This window comes from Amycolatopsis sp. NPDC058986, from assembly GCF_042741125.1.
Classification (GTDB): Bacteria; Actinomycetota; Actinomycetes; order Mycobacteriales; family Pseudonocardiaceae; genus Amycolatopsis.
The window spans coordinates 17,211-33,385 of the sequence record NZ_JBHYJW010000084.1 but is presented as its reverse complement, the minus strand read 5'-3'; the positions used below and the strand labels follow the sequence as shown (position 1 = coordinate 33,385).

Genomic DNA, 16,175 nt, shown 5'->3' with positions numbered 1-16,175 from the left:
CCTTACGGGCGTCAGACGCCCGTAAGGTGGCCTTAACGGCATTGCTACTCCTCGATGGCGCCGCCGATGGAACGCAAGTGTTCGCGGAAGGTGTGGGCGGGGTTTTTCCGGCGCGCGGTGAGAAAAGCGTCGAAGTGGAGCTGCTTGCGCAGCGTGTCGCCGGAGCGGATCTGCTCGGCCTGACTGCGTTCGGTGTCGCGGATCGTCTCCGCGAGCGTGAACAGCTCGTCGGCGCGGTCGGCCGGGACGAACAGGACGCCGTCGTCGTCGCCGAGCACGAGATCGTCGCGGGTCACGGTCCATTCGCCGACGATGGCGGATTCCAGCGCGTTGGCCGGACGGCTCTGCAGGAGCAGCGGCCCGGTCGGGATCGACCCCATGCTGAACACCGGCAGCCCGATCGTCCGGATGTCGGCGTTGTCGCGGTGCAGGCCCCAGATCACGACGCCGCTCAGCCCGGCCGCCTGCGCCTCGAGGACGACCAGGTCGCCGACGCAGCTCTCGTCCGTCCGGCCGCCGTTGTCGACCACCAGCACGCCGCCGGGCTCCGCGTTCGTGAACGCCTCGAGGAAGACGTCCACGCTGCCGACGTGCCGGGCGGGTGCGGCCCGGCCGATCAGCCGGGTGCCCGCCACCGCGGCCTGCACGGACGAAGGTGCGCACCGCACCGGGACATGAGCGCGGACGCACGCGTCCGTGAGATGGGCGCAGGTCAGTGCCGCGAACCGCTGTCTCAGCTTCTCGAGGTCCATTCCGCGACTCTAGTCAGGAAGCCGAGGACCGTACACTCCCTTGGCACAGCGCGGAAACTCGCGTGCCTGGAGGGTCGGTTCGCGTGCTTGGAGGGGTCGGTTCGCGTGATCAGGCGCGGAAGTCGCGTGATGGGAGGCGGAACTCGCGTGATTGGGGGGAGATCTCAGGAGGTGGGAGGGGCGGGGTCGGTGCGGAGGCGGCTGTAGAGGTGACCGTCGCGCCAGTGGCCCGCGCGGAACTCGCAGGCGCGGACGACGCCTTCGAGGTGGAAACCGGCCTTTTCGAGGGATTTTTGCTCGGCGAGGTTCTCGGGGTGGGTGGCGGCCTGGATACGCTGGACGGGCGTGTGCGCGAAAAGGTAGTCGCACAGCATGGCCTGGGCGCGCCAGCCGATGCCCTTGCCGCGCCACCCGGGGAGCAGGGCGATGCCGATCTCCCAGTATTTCGCGTCGCGGGTGTAGCTGCCCGCGCTCCAGCTCACGAAGCCCGCGACGTCCTGCTCGTCGACTTCGACGATGAGGCGGCTGTCCTCGGTGCCGAGGTAGCCGTCCTCCGCGAAACGTCGTCCTGGGGCCTGGGCGTCGCGGAAACCGGACCAGTCGAGACCGATCAGTCCTGGTTCTGTGGCGAAGCGGCGGAACATCTCCAGATCAGCCACGCCGACCGGGCGCAGCCGGACCGCCGGATCAGCCATGCCGGAGGCTGTCGAGGGCTGCTGACCAGGCCTGATGGGAGACGGTCAGCTGACCGCCAGGACGGTCCTTGGTGTCGCGGATGCCCACTACCGCCTCGATCGCGACCTCCACTATCCCGATGCCTCCACGAGTAGCTCCCGCGAGGCTTCCTCGCCCAGTGCCTTCTTGCCTAGGACCTTAGCGAGTTCTCGGTAGTCCGCGACATCCCCTTCATCAGACAGGAAGCCGCTCCCGCGGTAGTGCTCCAGGTATACGACAGGCTGCGAGCAGGCTGAAGGGAAGCGCCACGCATTCGACGGCGCTTTTGTTCCTCGGCCGCGAGAATATTTCACAACCCTCTGCGGCGTCGAAGTCGTCGTAATGCGCGAAGACGTTCTCGCGCTCGGAGGGAATTGGTTCGATCCGACGTGTACATCGTGCGAGAAGGCATGGCTGCAGCATCGGTGATTGAGAGCGACGTACGCCTTCTCGACCGCCTTCGCGACTTTCGGGGCTCTCTCGCCGCTCAACGCCGCCGTCCTGGCGACGCTGCCTGCTTTCCCTTCTACGGCACCGATCCCACCGGCCGCGCCGCCCGCCACGCGAAGTGCCCGAAGCGCCCGGAACGCACCTCGACCTCCTGATTTCTCCTGATGCAGCCGTCGGCCGTTTGGGGCAAGCTGGCCCGTATGGCCGATGGGACGTCGACAAGCACCACCGAGAAGCTCTTCCGGATCGCGATCGCGCTGAAGGGCCTGGACGGCCTGCTCCAGGTCGTGGGCGCGGTCATCCTGGCGTTCGTCCCCGGCTCCGTGGTCACCGGGTTCACCCACGCCGTGCTCGCCCGCGACCTGCTCGGCGACCCCGGCGGCACGCTGTCCCACCACTTCCAGCAGGCTGCCGAGGACTTCGTGAACGGCGGTACGAAGACGTTCGCGGTCGCCTACCTCTTCGCGCACGGCCTGATCAAGCTCGGCCTGGTGTGGGCGCTGGCCCGCAAGATCGTCCGGGCCTACCCGGTGGCCGCGCTGGTGCTGGCCGCGTTCGTCGTCTACGAGGTCATCCGCGCGATCCACACGCATTCGATCGCGCTGCCGTTCTTCGCCGCACTCGACGTGGTGATCATCGTGCTGGTGCTCAGGGAGTACCGGCAGCTCAAACGCGAGCGTTCGATCAAGTGATCAAGCCCGGTCACGGGCCTGGCTCACGCGGCGAGGGGAAATCGGGCGGTGACCGCGTCACCGGTGTCGATGCGGCCGGTGACGGCGTCCGCGAGCGGTTCGACGAAGAGTGCCGTCGCGTTGTCGGTGCCACCCAGCGCCATCGCCCTGTCGACGAGGCCCTGCGCGCTGCCCGCCGGGTCGGCCAGGATGTGCTGCATCGTCGCCAGCGGCACCGTCTTGTGCACGCCGTCGCTGCTGAGCAGCAGACCGCCGGACCCGGTGAGCTCGGCGGTGCCGATCTCGTGCGGGTGCGTGGTGCGGACGCTGGTGGTGACCATGTGCTCCATGCGCGGCGTGGTCGGCTGGTGCCGGGCGCGGAAGTACTGGGCGAGCGTGTGGTCCGTGGTGAGCTGGCTGAGCAGGACGCCGTCCCAGGCGTACGCCCGCACGTCGCCGACCCAGGCGATGCGGTAGCCGGTGGCCGTCGGCATCGCGACGACGAGCACCGCGTCACCGTCTCCGCCGAGCGCGTGCACCGCGCGCTGGGCGGCCAGGATCGCCGCGACCGGACCGTCCGCGATGTTCGCGCGGGCCGCCGTCGCCGCCGCGGTGCGGGCCGCGCGGGCGGCGTCGGGCGAATCGCCGACGCCGTCCGCGAGCGCGAAAACGAGCCCCGGGCCGCCCTTCACGGCGTACGCGCCGACGGCGTCGGCATTGTTCGCGCGCGGACCCCGCGCGCTGGCGGTGTGCCAGTACTGCCCCCGGCGTACCCCGATCATGGCGTCCTCCTCGCCCGAGCGAACCCCCTTGAGATCAGGATCCGCTTCTTTCCTGTGCTAAGGCTGAGGCGTTCGTGAGGCATTCCTGACGATCTTCCCGATGTCGCGCAGCCCACATTCGCCCGGTTTCACCCGGACGTGGCCGACCGGGCTGAAGGACGCCTTCAGTGCGTTGGCGGTGCTGAAGGACGCCTTCAGTGCACTGAACGCACGCAAGGCGTCCTTCGGCACCTCGCCGTCCACAAAGGACCTGCGAGACCGGCGGACGCGGGCCGTACGATGGGCGCATGTTGTTCGAGCAGCGGCTGCGGGCCGGGATCGAGGCCGGCACGGTGACGCTGATGGTGCGCCGCTGGGCGCGCAACAAGGCGATCGCGGGCCACCGCTACCGCACCGGTACGGGCATGATCGAGGTCGACGCGGTCGAGCACGTCACCGAGGACGACCTCACTGACGCCGACGCCGCCCAGGCCGGGTACGAAGATCGTGCCGCCCTGATCGCCGATCTGCGGGGCAACCCCGAGACGCCGCTGTACCGCGTCCGCTTCCACCGCGTCGACGAGCCCGATCCGCGCACGCGATTGGCCGAAAGTGCCGAGCTGACCGAAAAAGACGTCACCGACATCGAGGCGCGGCTGACCCGGTTCGACGCAGCGAATCCGCGTGGCGCGTGGACCGCCGAGACACTCGCCGCGATCGCCGCGCACCCGGGACGTCGCGCGGCGGAGCTGGCCGCGGAACTCGGCTGGGACGATCTGCTGGTGTTCAAGCGGAATGTCCGCAAGCTCAAGGATCTGGGCCTCACGCTCAGTCTCGAAGTCGGCTATCGCCTTTCCCCGCGCGGCGAGGCGTACGTCGGGCGGTCCGGTCAGCCACGGTGAAAACCGCCGCGGGGGCCCACCGGTAACCGCACCGTGAACTCGGTGCGGCCCGGTCCACTGTGGACTCCGATGGTTCCGTGGTGCGCGGTGACGACGGCGGCCGCGATCGCCATCCCGAGCCCGGTGCTGCCCGCCGCCCGCGAGCGCGAGGAATCCCCGCGCGCGAACCGTTCGAACACGCTCGGCAGCAGCTCCGGCGCGATGCCGGGGCCGTCGTCGGTGACGGTCAGGACAGCGCTTCCGTTTGGGCTTCCTTCCGGTGAAAGCGTCAGCGCGGTGACCACGGTCGTGCCCGGCGGGGTGTGCGTGCGGGCGTTGGCGAGCAGGTTCGCCAGTACCTGGTGCAGCCGCTGGACATCGCCGAAGACCGGCACCGGATGCGGCGGCAGCCGCAGCTGCCAGTGGTGCGCCGGTCCGGCGACGTGCGCGTCGCCGACGGCGTCGGCCACCAGCCGGGTCAGGTCGACCTCGCCGGCGTCGAGCGGGCGGCCGGCGTCGAGCCGGGCGAGCAGCAGCAGATCCTCGACGAGCGTGGTCATCCGGTCGGCTTCGGACCGGATCCGGGTCATCGAATGGGCGACGTCCGGGGGCACGAGAGCGCTTCCCCGTTCGGCGAGTTCGGCGTAACCGCGGATCGCGGCCAGGGGAGTCCGGAGTTCATGGCTGGCGTCCGCGACGAACCGGCGTACGCGGGTTTCGTTGGCATGACGGGCTTCCAGCGCCTGCGAGACGTTGCCCAGCATGAGGTTCAGCGCCGCGCCGACCTGGCCGACCTCGGTCCGCGGATCGGTGTCCGCCGCCGGGACCCGGATTTCGAGAGCCACGTGCCCGCGATCGAGCCGGAGTTCGGAAACCCGGCTCGCCGTCGCGGCGACGCGGTCGAGCGGGCGCAGTGTGCGGCGGACGGCGAACGCGCCGAGGAAGCCCGCGCCGACGAGCCCGGCCGCGGCGACCCCGAACAGGATCAGGCCGACGGTCAGCAGCGTGTCGTGCATCGGCTTCAACGGGACGCCCGTGACGACGACGCCCCTGGGGACGGCGAACGCCGCCAGCCGGTACTCCCCGAGATCACCCAGCGACCGGGTGTACGGCTTGCCGTCGACCGGGACGGCCAGCAGCACGTCCTCCTGATCGTCGGTGAGTTCCTGTCGCTGGCCGTGTGCGGAAAGTGTTGCCGCGTCGACGACTTCGCCGTCGGAGACCTGGGCGGTCACCGTCCCCGCCGCCTGTCCGGGCGCGTTGAGCGGGCTGCGTCCGCTCGGCGGGCCACCGGACGGCACGCGTGCGGCGAACTCCCGCGCCCGGCCCGCGGCGGCGTAGAGCTGGCTGTCGGTCTGCCGGGTGAGGAAGGCACTCAGCGCGAATTCGCTGACGACACCGATGATCAGGCAGACCACGGTGAGCAGGAGCAGCATCGACGCGATGAGCTTCGTGCGCAGCGGAAGCCGGGCGAGCCGGTGCCACCGGCGCGTCTCCGTCCTCGCCGGTGCTGCCATGGTTCGAGCGTGCGCGGGCGCCGTGTGCGTCCGATGTGTACTGCCTGTGAAGCGGCTGTGTGGCCGATTTCGGCCCGGTCACGTCGACGCGGCACGCGGGGCCAGCCGCCGCGCGCGCCGCATCAGGGTTTCGTCGTACAGCCAGGCGTTCTCGGCGTGGACCGCGATCTCCTTCAGCGGCACGGCGGGCACGGTGTCGGAGCGTTCGGAGAGGCGGGTGACCTCGGCCACGATCACCGGCGGTGCCAGCCGGACTCGTCGCGCGGGCACCGGAATCCGCGGGCCGGGCGGTTCGCCGAACAGGTAGCCGCCGTCGGCCGGTTCGGCTCGCGTCACGACGGAAGTGCCCCGGCGGTGCCGGAAATCCGCCAGCGGACGGCCGATCCGGTGCAGCACGGCGGGGAGTACCGGCACGATTCCGGCCCGCAGCGCGAGATCCTCGACGATCCGTTGTTCCGTGCGTGCCTCGCCGTCCGCGTCCGGACAGGGAGTGGTCGGCAGCAGGTAGTGGGCGAGCCTGCTGGTGTCGTCGAGGTACCGGCCCATCGACACGAACAGGTCGAGCCCCCGCATCGCGGACTCCAGTTCGGCGGCGTCGGGTGCCGCCAGCGCGGGGTTGCCGTCGGAGCCGAACAGCGCCCGCAGCCGGTCCGGGCCGGGTGAGGTGGACTTCACGGCGAGCATGGCCGCGGGGAGTGTGCCCAGCACGTCGAGCGTGCCGCCCGCCGGGGCGCCGAGCAGCCCGGCGCGTTCGGCGATCGTCTCCAGCGGGAACGCCTCGCGATCGGCCACCAGGCCGCCCTCGCTGTCGAGGTGGCCGGTGACGATCGTGACGGCGTCGAGCAGGAAGGCGACGAGCGGGCCGAACGGCCCGGCGCACGTCCCGGCGCGGCCGTAGACGACGGCACGTTCGGCGCGGGCGATCTCCCGCGCGAGCCCGCGCACGCGGTCGGCGGGGACGCCGGTGTGCCATTCGGTGGCTTCCGGGGTGTGCGGGGTCACGATGCGGCGCAGCGTTTCGGCGCCGACGGTCCGGTGCAGTGTCCTGACGTGTTCCCTGCCCTCGGCGAAGATCACGTTCAGCAGTGCCAGCAGCAGCCAGGGGTCGCCGTCGGGCAGCAGCGGGACGTGCTCGAACGCCCGTGCCGTCTCCGACCGCACCGGATCCAGCACCACGACCCGTCCGCCGCAGCCGGTCACCGCCCGCAGCTGCTTCCGGATCCTCGGCGCTTCCGGGCCGTCCGCCGGGCCCGCGCCGAGCGCGAGGACGAGGTCCGTGCGGGCGAGGTCGGGGACCGGCACCCGGTGCGTCGGCCCATAGAGGAGGTGACTCGCGACGAACCGGTTGGTGATGTCCTGCGCCCCGGCCGAGTAGACGTGCCCGGTGCCGAGCGCGCGCAGAAAGTCCTCGTGCCACGGCGGTTCCGCCGGTTCCGTGCGGGAGAAGGCGAGCGGGTCGCCGAAGTACCAGCCCACCGCGCCGCCGCCGTGGGCGCGCACCAGCCGCCGCAGCCGCCCGCCGATCTCGGCGAGCGCGACCCGCCACGAGACCCGCTCGAACTGCCCGTCCGCCCGTCGGCGCATCGGGTACCGCAACGGATCCGGCACAGCCATCCGACCTCCTCGGAGAGGGCTATTGACACAGCGTAAAGGCAGTGACACGGAGTGTCCAGGAACGCGGTCCGGGAGGCCGACCTTAGGCCCCGGCACCCCCGCTCGCGCGACGGGACACGCCCCGCGGACGATCCGGCGCCCCCGGACCGGGTGGCGGCAGGCGGCTGGCCTAGACTCGGTTCTCCCGGTCCGTAGCAGGTGACCGGGGCAATTCGCATGGATTGACCACTCACATCGTTTACCGCTCGAGGAGAAGACCTTGAAGAGCACCGTCGAGCAGCTCAGCCCGACGCGAGTCAAGATCAATGTCGAGGTGCCGTTCGACGAGCTCAAGCCGAACTTCGACGCCGCGTACCGCAAGATCGCCCAGCAGGTGCGCATCCCCGGTTTCCGGCCCGGAAAGGCACCCGCTCGCGTCCTGGAAAGCCGGATCGGGCGCGCCCCGGTGCTCGACGAGGTCGTCAACGAGGCCATCCCGGCCAAGTACATCGAGGCCGTCCGCGCCGGCGAGGTCCGCACGCTGGGCCAGCCCGAGTTCGAGGTGACCAAGCTCGAGGACCGCGAGGTCCTGGAGTTCACCGCGGAGGTCGACGTCCGCCCGGCGATCACCCTGCCCGACCTCGAAGGCCTCACGATCAGCGTCGACGATGTCGAGCTGACCGACGCCGAGGTCGACGAGCAGCTCGACGAGCTGCGTGCCCGCTTCGGCACCCTGACCGGTGTCGAGCGCCCGGCCGAGAACGGCGACTTCGTCTCGATCGACCTCGCCGCCACCGTGGACGGCCAGGCCGTCGAGGAGGCCTCCACCACGGGGCTGTCCTACGAGATCGGCTCCGGTCAGCTGGTCGACGGCATCGACGACGCGATCATCGGCGCGAACGCCGGCGAGACCAAGTCGTTCACCACCCAGCTCGTCGCCGGTGAGCACGCCGGCAAGGACGCCGAGGTCACGGTGACCGTCCAGACCGTCAAGCAGCGCGAGCTGCCCGAGGCCGACGACGAGTTCGCCCAGCTCGCCAGCGAGTTCGACACGCTGGACGAGCTGAAGGCCGATCTGCGCGAGCGGCTGGGCCGCGTCAAGAAGATGCAGCAGGGCGTCCAGGCCCGTGACAAGGTCCTCGACGAGCTGCTCGAGCGCACCGAGGTCCCGATCCCGGAGAAGGTCCTCGAGTCCGAGATCGAGAACCGCAAGCACGACGCGGTCCACCCGTTCGACCACGACGAGGCGCAGTTCGCCAAGGCCCTGGAAGCCGAGGGCCGCACGCTGGACGAGTTCAACGACGAGGTCCGCACCGAGTCCGAGAAGGCCGTCCGCACGCAGCTGCTGCTCGACACCATCGCCGACGAGGAGAAGACCTCGGTCAACGACGGCGAGCTCACCGAGCGGATCATCTACCAGGCCCAGCGCTTCGGCATCAGCCCCGACGAGTACGTCCAGCGGGCCCAGCAGTCCGGTCAGCTGAGCGCGATCTTCGCCGACGTCCGCCGCGGCAAGGCGCTCGCCTCGGTCGTCCGCAAGGCCACCGTGACCGACGCCTCCGGCGCCGAGGTCGACCTCACCGAGCTGTTCGGTGAGGAGACCCCCGAGGCGGATGCCGGGGCAACCGAGGAGACGCAGGTCACCGAGGAGACGGCGAAGACTCCGGCGGAGTGATCTCCTCATGAAGCTCTGAGCGAACTCGGGCGGTGTCAGGCATTCTGCACCGCCCGAGTTCGTTAGGGTCGATTGCAAGATCTTGAGCATCTGGAAACGAGGCGGCCCGCTGGGACACAGAGGGCCGTCGGCGGCGAAAAGGCAGGCAGACGTGACGCAGCACAAGCCCGAGGCCCGGACCGGCACCGCGGGGCTCACCCTGACCGACTCGGTGTTCGAGCGGTTGCTCTCCGAGCGCATCGTGGTCCTCGGTTCCGAGGTGAACGACGAGGTCGCCAACCGGATCACCGCGCAGCTGTTGCTGCTCGACGCGGACGACTCCGAGTCCGACATCACCTTCTACATCAACTCGCCGGGTGGCTCGGTGACCGCCGGGTTCGCCATCTACGACACCATGCAGCTGATCCGCCCGGACGTCGCGACCTACGCGATGGGCATGGCGGCTTCCATGGGGCAGTTCCTGCTCTCCTCGGGGACCCCGGGCAAGCGGTACGCGCTGCCGCACGCCCGCATCCTCATGCACCAGCCCTCGGCCGGTGTCGGCGGTACCGCCTCCGACATCGCCATCCAGGCCGAGGTGTTCAACAAGTGGAAGCAGGAGCTGGCCAAGATCACGGCCGAGCAGACCGGGCAGACCGTCGAGCAGATCATCAAGGACGGCGACCGCGACCGCTGGTTCACCGCGCAGGAGGCGAAGGACTACGGCTTCGTCGACCACGTGCTGACCGCGGGCAACCGTCCGAACTCGACCAACTGAGCGCGAAGGCACACAGGAGACCTCTCATGAGCAACTTCCGGCTCCCGGGTGACTTCCCGGCCGGCAACGTCCCCCAGTCGCGGTACATCCTCCCGTCCTACGTGGAGCGCACGAGCTACGGCGTCAAGGAGTCCAACCCGTACAACAAGCTGTACGAGGAGCGGACGATCTTCCTCGGCGTGCAGGTGGACGACGCGTCGGCCAACGACGTGATGGCCCAGCTGCTGCACCTCGAGCACGAGGACCCGGACCGCGACATCAGCATGTACATCAACTCGCCGGGTGGTTCGTTCACCTCGCTGATGGCGATCTACGACACCATGCAGTTCGTCCGCCCGGACATCCAGACCGTCTGCCTCGGCCAGGCCGCCTCGGCCGCCGCGGTGCTGCTGGCCGCCGGCACCAAGGGCAAGCGCCTCGCGCTGCCCAACGCCCGCGTGCTGATCCACCAGCCCGCCACCGAGGGCACCTACGGCCAGGTTTCCGACCTGGAGATCCAGGCCAACGAGATCCAGCGGGTGCGGCGCCAGATGGAGGTTATCCTGGCCAAGCACACGGGCAAGGACGTCGAGCAGATCAAGGCCGACATCGAGCGGGACAAGATCCTCACCGCCGAAGAGTCGCTCGCGTACGGCATCATCGACGAGGTGCTGCCGTACCGTAAGGGGTCGGCCAACTAGATCCGCCGGGCCGGTGCGTGTCGAGAAGACGACATGCACCGGCTTCCTGGTTTAGTGTCGTTCTCTGGCTTGCTCGGTTGGGGCCGCGGGTGTTCCCGCTCGCGGTGTCGGACGGGTACCGTCAGTGGCAATGCGTGAGGCTCCACCTGGTCGCGGGTGACCGGGTGGGCGGCAACACAGTCAGGCGCGGACCCCCGCGCCGGAGGGGACGAGGTCAACGGCCATGGCACGGATCGGTGACGGCGGAGACCTGCTGAAATGCTCTTTTTGCGGGAAGAGCCAGAAGCAGGTGAAGAAGCTCATTGCCGGGCCCGGCGTCTACATCTGCGATGAGTGCATCGACCTCTGCAACGAGATCATCGAGGAGGAGCTGGCCGAGGCGGGTGACGTCAAACTCGACGAGCTGCCCAAGCCCGCGGACATCCACGAGTTCCTCGAGCAGTACATCATCGGCCAGGACGACGCCAAGCGGACCCTCGCGGTGGCGGTCTACAACCACTACAAGCGCATCCAGGCCGACGACAAGGCCGGGCCGAAGGACTCCAAGGAGGAGTCCGTCGAGCTGGCGAAGTCGAACATCCTGATGCTCGGCCCCACCGGCTGCGGCAAGACCTACCTCGCGCAGACGCTGGCCAAGCTGCTGAACGTGCCGTTCGCCATCGCGGACGCCACCGCGCTCACCGAGGCCGGGTACGTCGGCGAGGACGTCGAGAACATCCTCCTCAAGCTGATCCAGGCCGCCGACTACGACGTCAAGCGCGCCGAGACCGGCATCATCTACATCGACGAGGTCGACAAGATCGCCCGCAAGTCGGAGAACCCGTCGATCACCCGCGACGTGTCCGGCGAGGGTGTGCAGCAGGCGCTGCTGAAGATCCTCGAGGGCACCACCGCCTCGGTGCCGCCGCAGGGCGGCCGCAAGCACCCGCACCAGGAGTTCATCCAGATCGACACGACGAACGTGCTGTTCATCGTGGCCGGCGCGTTCGCCGGGCTGGAGAAGATCATCAACGAGCGGGTCGGCAAGCGCGGCCTCGGCTTCGGCGCGGAGATCCGCACCAAGGCCGAGATCGAGGAGAGCGACATCTTCTCCGAGACCATGCCGGAGGACCTGATCAAGTTCGGGCTGATCCCGGAGTTCATCGGCCGATTGCCGGTGGTCGCCACGGTCAACCACCTGGACAAGGACTCGCTGGTCTCGATCCTGACCCAGCCGCGCAACGCGCTGGTCAAGCAGTACAAGAAGCTCTTCGAGATGGACAACGTCGAGCTCGAGTTCACCAAGACCGCGCTCGAGGCGATCGCCGACCAGGCGGTGCTGCGCGGTACCGGTGCCCGTGGTCTGCGCGCCATCATGGAAGAGGTGCTGCAGCCGGTCATGTACGACATCCCGAGCCGCGACGACGTGGCGAAGGTCGTGATCACCGAGCAGACCGTGCGTGAGAACGTGAACCCGACGATCGTCGCGCGGCAGCCGTCGCGGCGGGCCCGCAGCGAGCGCGGGGAGAAGTCGGCCTAGTGCCGGCTGCCCCGTTCGGGGGCTCTGAGAGAATTTCAGGATGACCGCCCTCTTTCGGGATGACACAGCCCAGGAAGACACCGTGCCGCTGACCGCACCCGGCGGGGAGAACCAGGCCGCCGAACCCGCCAGAGCCGTCGAGTCCGACGGTGAGGTGGGCGGTATCCGCGAGCTCAGCGAGCGCGTGGTCTTCTCGATGTACCGGCGGTTCCCGTGGCTGCACAAGGCACTGCTGGGCATGCTCGTCGTGTTCACCGGCACCTGCCTGGTCGCCGTCGTCACCCGGCTGTCGCCGCTGCCGCTGCTCCCGCTCCCGTTGTTCGCGGTTTCGGGCTACACGCTGTGGCGCATCCGGGACGTGCGGGACAGCCGCGGCCCGTTGCTCACCTGGTCGCTGTTCTTCGTGGTGGCCACGGCCCTCGGGTTCTGGCTGATGTCCGTGATCGCGCGCTGGGTCTCCTGACCTGCTGACCGCCGCGCGTCACGCCGTCCGCGGCACGTGCTTCCCGAGGAAGCCCACCACGCTCGGCACCACGGTGCGGTTGAACGAGTCGCCGTGCTTGCCTCGCGCGGTGTAGGCGACCATCGGCTGGGACTCGGCGATGTAGCGGCGGACGCCGGTGATGAAGGAATCCTCGGTACCGCACCAGATCCCGGCGGGCACGCTCTTGATCTGGTTGACGAAGCGCAGCGGATCCATCGAACCCCAGTCGGCCGCGTCCCGGAACGCGTGCCGCTTGTTCATCTCGGTCCACGACGTCATCAACGCGGGCGCCAGTGCCGCGACCGCGGCGGGCGGCTGGCGGCGTTCCACCCGGCGCCGCGTGTAGAGCAGCGCGCCGAACCCGCCCATCGACAGGCCGGTGCAGGCGAACGGCAACCCGTCCCGGCCGGCGAGGCCACGGGCCTTCAGCCACTGCGGGACCTCTTCGAGCAGCATCGCCATCGGGTCGTCGCCGCGGCGCACCTCGTGCCAGTAGTTGTCACCGCCGTCGACGGCGACGAAGCCGTACGCGGGCACCGCCTTGCGGGCGACCTCGCTGCTGAGCTGCTTGAGCAGGCCGGTCGGGGCCGCGCTACGGGCGTTGCCGTGCAGGCCGTGCAACAGGAGCGACATCGGCAGGCCGGGCTGGTGCACCTTGGTCGGCAGCATGAGCACCAGGTCGACCTCGCGGCCACGCGCGTGGGAATAGACCCGCTCCACCCGAGGGGCGCCGAGCTGGGTCGCGGGGTTGGACGACGCGACGCCGATCGCGCGCTGCAGCGCGTTGCCGAACGGCATCTGGCCGGTGGCCGTGCCCGCCGCGAGGCCGGTTACAGCGAGTCCCGAAGCTCCCGCGATCAGTACCGAGCGGCGGCTGAGCCAGGTGCGGGCACCACGAACCCGGCGAGCCGTCGCGTGCTCGCCGTCCCCGGCGGTGCCCTGCCGGGCACCGTCGTCTTCCTTCACCTAGCCCTGTCCCTCCGATTGCCCCTTGACCTGGACATCGTCGCACGACCCACCGACGTTTCCGATGGCTTCCCGCCATCCGGTGATAGCCACCTCACTCGAGGCCTTCGCCGCCTCGGGGCTGTCCCCGAGACCCACTGCCAGCGTGACGCTGAGCGGTAACAGAACGTGATCAACCCCGTGGTCCGTGGTGCCGAAGTGACCCGATGTCTCCAAAGTGACGAAACCGTGTAATGCGCTCCACAACTGAAACGCGGCGGCGAGCGGATCGGTTGCCTTGAAGCGGCCGGCTTCGATGGCGCGCTCGGCGCCGCGCAGGAGGTAGCCGAAGGCCTCGATGCCCTCATGGGGTTCGGACCGGCCCGCTTCGCTGGTCAGGTCGGTGAGCTGGGCCCGTTGCCCGCTGGGAGCGGACTGGCCGAAGGTGACCGCGAACAGCTGGGGGTTCTCGGCCGCGGCGCGCCGGTAGGCGAGGGCGAGCCTGAACAGGTCCGCCACCGGGTCGTCGGTCTCGGCGACCCGCGCCATATGCGCCGACAGCCGGAGGAAGCCCTCCCTGGCGACCGCGTCGACCAGCGCGCCCATCCCGCCGAAGTGGGTGTAGACGGCCATCGTCGACGCGCCCACTTCGGCGGCGAGCTTGCGGGCCTGGAGCGCTTCGGGGCCGCCGTCGGACAGCAGCCGGATGGCCGCGTCGATCAGCCGGGCCTTGGTCTCAGCGGCGCGGGGCTTGTCGCTCATGCTTGCCAGTATCCCATAACCCTGTTATACCTGGGGCATAACAGGGTTATGGGCGTGCGGGAAGAAGGATCGTCATGGGCAACCAGTTCCTCGAAGGCAACTTCGCTCCGGTCAGCCAGGAGCACACGATCACCGAACTCGAGGTGACCGGGCGGATCCCCGAGTATCTGGACGGCCGTTACCTGCGCAACGGGCCGAACCCGCTCTCGGAGGTGGACCCGGCCACCTACCACTGGTTCATGGGCGACGGCATGGTGCACGGCGTCCGGCTGCGGGACGGGCGGGCCGAGTGGTACCGCAACCGGTGGGTCCGCAATCCGTATGTCGCCGAACTCCTCGACGGCAGGCGGACACCGGGACCGGAGTGCGGGTTCAGCGCGATCGGCGCCAACACGAACGTGATCAGCCACGCAGGCAAGACCCTCGCGCTGATCGAGGCGGGCGTCGCCGCTTATGAGCTGACCGACGAGCTGGACACCGTGGGCCAGTGCGATTTCGACGGCACCCTGCCCGGCGGCTACACGGCGCACCCGAAGCGCGATCCGGAAACCGGCGAGCTCCACGCCGTCTCGTACTTCTTCGGGAACGGCAACCGCGTGCAGTACTCGGTGATCGACGTGCACGGACACGCGCGCCGCACGGTCGACATCGAGGTGACCGGCTCACCGATGATGCACGACTTCTCCCTGACCGAAAACCATGTCGTCTTCTACGACCTGCCGGTGACGTTCAACGCCGAGGCCGCGGTCAACCTGACGGTGCCGCCGATCCTGCGTACGCCGGCGAAGCTGGTCGTCTCGGCAATGCTCGGGCGTGTGCGGATCCCGGACCCGATCTCGGCGCGCGCCGCCGGGAAGATCGCGTCGAACGGCGATCTGCCGTACCGCTGGAACCCGCGATACCCCGCGAGGATCGGGGTCATGCCGCGCGAAGGCGGCAACGCCGACGTTCGCTGGTTCGAGGTCGAGCCGTGCTACGTCTTCCACCCGCTCAACGCCTACGACGAGGGCGACGGCATCGTCCTGGACGTCGTGCGGCATCCGAAGATGTTCGACAGCCAGCTGCACGGCCCTGGCGAGGGCGCGCCGACCCTGGACCGCTGGACCGTGGACCTGACCGCGGGCAAGGTCCTCGAAGAGCGGCTCGACGACCGCGGCCAGGAATTCCCGCGCGTCGACGAACGCCTCGTGGGCCGCCGCCACCGCTACGGCTACTCGGTGGCCGCTGAGGACGGCGCGACGCCGTCGGACGCGCTGTACAAGCACGATTTCGAGGCGGGTTCTTCCGCCGTGCGGTCTTTCGGGCGCGGGCGGCAGCCGGGGGAGTTCGTGTTCGTGCCCGCCTCGGCCGGCGCCGCGGAGGACGACGGGGTGCTGATGGGCTTCGTGTTCGACGCGGCGACGCAGCGCAGTGACCTGACGCTGCTCGACGCGGCGACCCTGGAAACCGTCGGCGCGATCCACCTGCCGGACCGCGTGCCGCACGGCTTCCACGGCAACTGGGCGCCTACCGAGTGAGCAGCCCGGCCGCGCTGAGGTGGTCGAAGATCACCTGGTCGACCGGGGACACGCGGTCGCGGTCGGCGTAGGTGAACCAGACGATCTCCTCGATTTCGCTGCTGGGCACGAGGACGCCGTCGTATTCGGCGGTGTAGCAGGTCATCCGGACCGTGATCCCGGTGTCGTGACCGTGTGCCTGGGCCTCGAAGGTGCCCACGTGGCGTGCGGTGGCGCGGTCGATGGTGACCGCCAGCTCCTCGTCGATCTCCCGGACGAGAGTGTCCAGATCGGACTCGCCGGGTTCCCGTTTGCCGCCGGGAAAGTAGTAGACGTCCTTGCCTCGCGAGCGCGTGCTGAGGATCTTGCCGTCGTCGAGGCGGAGCCACGCGATCTTGTCGATGATCTTCACGATGTCCTCTGGGGAAGGGATTCCGTTCCTCGCCGAGCGTAGCCGCGGGCTTTACCCCGGAGGTAATTGCCGGGGATCGCCGGTGCCGGTGATCATGGTGCTCTTC

The 16,175-nt window shown here is 69.4% G+C and carries 18 protein-coding genes and 1 pseudogene; 9 read left to right on the top strand and 10 right to left on the bottom strand.

Annotation, left to right across the window (positions count from 1 at the left end):
- Window positions 1-44: 44 nt before the first annotated feature.
- The 4 genes from ACFW0G_RS41605 to ACFW0G_RS41590 form a co-directional block, all read right to left on the bottom strand.
- The gene (locus tag ACFW0G_RS41605) at window positions 45-752 is read right to left on the bottom strand and encodes an RraA family protein (protein ID WP_378331053.1); all 708 of its coding nucleotides are present in this window, start codon (window positions 750-752) and stop codon (window positions 45-47) included.
- A 164-nt stretch (window positions 753-916) separates the two neighbouring features.
- Entirely contained in the window at window positions 917-1,447 is a 531-nt protein-coding gene (locus ACFW0G_RS41600; protein WP_378331052.1) for a GNAT family N-acetyltransferase, read from the bottom strand.
- Complete coding sequence (locus ACFW0G_RS41595; protein ID WP_378331051.1) at window positions 1,440-1,559, bottom strand: DUF397 domain-containing protein; 120 nt, start codon at window positions 1,557-1,559, stop codon at window positions 1,440-1,442. The genes ACFW0G_RS41600 and ACFW0G_RS41595 overlap by 8 nt, the downstream gene beginning before the upstream one ends.
- Window positions 1,559-1,780: a Scr1 family TA system antitoxin-like transcriptional regulator gene (locus ACFW0G_RS41590; protein ID WP_378331057.1), complete on the bottom strand. Its 222-nt coding sequence runs from the start codon at window positions 1,778-1,780 to the stop codon at window positions 1,559-1,561. Before ACFW0G_RS41590 ends, ACFW0G_RS41595 begins: the two co-directional genes overlap by 1 nt.
- Between ACFW0G_RS41590 and ACFW0G_RS41585 the strand changes: the two are divergent.
- Together ACFW0G_RS41585 and ACFW0G_RS41580 are read left to right on the top strand one after the other, a co-directional pair.
- Window positions 1,725-1,895: pseudogene (locus ACFW0G_RS41585) on the top strand (zinc finger protein); the annotation flags it as partial. The gene ACFW0G_RS41590 and the pseudogene ACFW0G_RS41585 overlap by 56 nt on opposite strands.
- A 221-nt stretch (window positions 1,896-2,116) precedes the next feature.
- Window positions 2,117-2,608, top strand: coding sequence for a DUF2127 domain-containing protein (locus ACFW0G_RS41580; protein WP_378331050.1), 492 nt, complete (start codon window positions 2,117-2,119; stop codon window positions 2,606-2,608).
- A 23-nt stretch (window positions 2,609-2,631) separates the two neighbouring features.
- On the opposite strand, the gene ACFW0G_RS41575 is transcribed toward ACFW0G_RS41580, so the two are convergent.
- Window positions 2,632-3,369 (bottom strand): PP2C family protein-serine/threonine phosphatase, encoded by a 738-nt coding sequence (locus ACFW0G_RS41575; protein WP_378331049.1) that lies wholly within the window; start codon window positions 3,367-3,369, stop codon window positions 2,632-2,634.
- Window positions 3,370-3,656: 287 nt separating this feature from the next.
- On the opposite strand from ACFW0G_RS41575, the gene ACFW0G_RS41570 reads away from it, so the two are divergent.
- Complete coding sequence (locus ACFW0G_RS41570) at window positions 3,657-4,250, top strand: hypothetical protein (protein WP_378331048.1); 594 nt, start codon at window positions 3,657-3,659, stop codon at window positions 4,248-4,250.
- Here the strand turns inward: ACFW0G_RS41570 and ACFW0G_RS41565 are convergent.
- Together ACFW0G_RS41565 and ACFW0G_RS41560 are read right to left on the bottom strand one after the other, a co-directional pair.
- Window positions 4,238-5,746 carry a sensor histidine kinase gene (locus ACFW0G_RS41565; protein WP_378331047.1) on the bottom strand — a complete coding sequence of 503 codons (1,509 nt, stop codon included), beginning with the start codon at window positions 5,744-5,746 and terminating at the stop codon, window positions 4,238-4,240. The genes ACFW0G_RS41570 and ACFW0G_RS41565 overlap by 13 nt on opposite strands.
- Window positions 5,747-5,824: 78 nt before the next feature.
- Window positions 5,825-7,360, bottom strand: coding sequence for a molybdopterin-dependent oxidoreductase (locus ACFW0G_RS41560; RefSeq protein ID WP_378331046.1), 1,536 nt, complete (start codon window positions 7,358-7,360; stop codon window positions 5,825-5,827).
- Between the two features lie 259 nt (window positions 7,361-7,619).
- Here ACFW0G_RS41560 and tig point away from each other — a divergent pair, with 259 nt between their 5' ends.
- From tig to ACFW0G_RS41535, 5 genes are all read left to right on the top strand, one after another.
- The gene (gene tig / locus ACFW0G_RS41555; protein WP_378331045.1) at window positions 7,620-9,014 is read left to right on the top strand and encodes a trigger factor; all 1,395 of its coding nucleotides are present in this window, start codon (window positions 7,620-7,622) and stop codon (window positions 9,012-9,014) included.
- A gap of 151 nt (window positions 9,015-9,165) precedes the next feature.
- Entirely contained in the window at window positions 9,166-9,771 is a 606-nt protein-coding gene (locus tag ACFW0G_RS41550; protein WP_378331044.1) for a ClpP family protease, read from the top strand.
- Window positions 9,772-9,797: 26 nt separating this feature from the next.
- The gene (locus ACFW0G_RS41545) at window positions 9,798-10,451 is read left to right on the top strand and encodes an ATP-dependent Clp protease proteolytic subunit (protein WP_378331043.1); all 654 of its coding nucleotides are present in this window, start codon (window positions 9,798-9,800) and stop codon (window positions 10,449-10,451) included.
- A gap of 223 nt (window positions 10,452-10,674) precedes the next feature.
- Entirely contained in the window at window positions 10,675-11,970 is a 1,296-nt protein-coding gene (gene clpX / locus ACFW0G_RS41540; protein WP_378331042.1) for an ATP-dependent Clp protease ATP-binding subunit ClpX, read from the top strand.
- A 40-nt stretch (window positions 11,971-12,010) separates the two neighbouring features.
- Window positions 12,011-12,433 carry a hypothetical protein gene (locus ACFW0G_RS41535; protein ID WP_378331041.1) on the top strand — a complete coding sequence of 141 codons (423 nt, stop codon included), beginning with the start codon at window positions 12,011-12,013 and terminating at the stop codon, window positions 12,431-12,433.
- An 18-nt stretch (window positions 12,434-12,451) separates the two neighbouring features.
- On the opposite strand, the gene ACFW0G_RS41530 is transcribed toward ACFW0G_RS41535, so the two are convergent.
- Both ACFW0G_RS41530 and ACFW0G_RS41525 read right to left on the bottom strand, forming a co-directional pair.
- Window positions 12,452-13,315 carry an alpha/beta hydrolase-fold protein gene (locus ACFW0G_RS41530; protein WP_378331056.1) on the bottom strand — a complete coding sequence of 288 codons (864 nt, stop codon included), beginning with the start codon at window positions 13,313-13,315 and terminating at the stop codon, window positions 12,452-12,454.
- A gap of 105 nt (window positions 13,316-13,420) precedes the next feature.
- On the bottom strand, window positions 13,421-14,161 hold the full coding sequence (locus ACFW0G_RS41525; RefSeq protein ID WP_378331040.1) for a TetR/AcrR family transcriptional regulator: 741 nt from the start codon (window positions 14,159-14,161) through the stop codon (window positions 13,421-13,423).
- Between the two features lie 74 nt (window positions 14,162-14,235).
- Here ACFW0G_RS41525 and ACFW0G_RS41520 point away from each other — a divergent pair, with 74 nt between their 5' ends.
- A complete protein-coding gene (locus ACFW0G_RS41520) occupies window positions 14,236-15,678 on the top strand; it encodes a carotenoid oxygenase family protein (RefSeq protein ID WP_378331039.1) in 1,443 nt (480 codons plus the stop codon).
- On the opposite strand, the gene ACFW0G_RS41515 is transcribed toward ACFW0G_RS41520, so the two are convergent.
- Window positions 15,668-16,063, bottom strand: a complete 396-nt coding sequence (locus tag ACFW0G_RS41515) for an NUDIX domain-containing protein (protein WP_378331055.1) — start codon at window positions 16,061-16,063, stop codon at window positions 15,668-15,670. The two genes, ACFW0G_RS41520 and ACFW0G_RS41515, sit on opposite strands and share 11 nt — an antisense overlap.
- Window positions 16,064-16,175: the final 112 nt, after the last annotated feature.